The sequence below is a fragment of the Leucobacter musarum subsp. musarum genome (assembly GCF_001273845.1).
Classification (GTDB): domain Bacteria; phylum Actinomycetota; class Actinomycetes; order Actinomycetales; family Microbacteriaceae; genus Leucobacter; species Leucobacter musarum.
In genome coordinates this window covers 1-253 of the sequence record NZ_JHBW01000120.1, presented here as the reverse complement: position 1 = coordinate 253, position 253 = coordinate 1, and the positions used below count along the sequence as shown (strand labels likewise).

1 pseudogene is annotated in these 253 nt (G+C 65.6%); it reads left to right on the top strand.

From position 1 onward, the window contains the following. Window positions 1-253: pseudogene (locus tag CH42_RS15820) on the top strand (ABC transporter ATP-binding protein); the annotation flags it as partial.

Here is a 253-nt window from a genome sequence, read left to right as displayed (position 1 = left end):
TCCTGCTGCTCGACGAGCACACGGCCGCGCTCGATCCGCAGCGCGCAGCTCTCGTGACCGATCTCACCGAGCGGATCGTCTCCTCGGGGGGACTGACCACGCTCATGGTGACGCACAACATGGAGCAGGCGCTCAAGCTGGGCAACCGCCTCATCATGATGCACGAGGGCCGCATCNGNNNCNAGGNCGACGCCGAGCAGAAGAAGAAGCTCACGGTGCCGCTGCTGCTCGCGGAGTTCGCGAAGATCAAGGG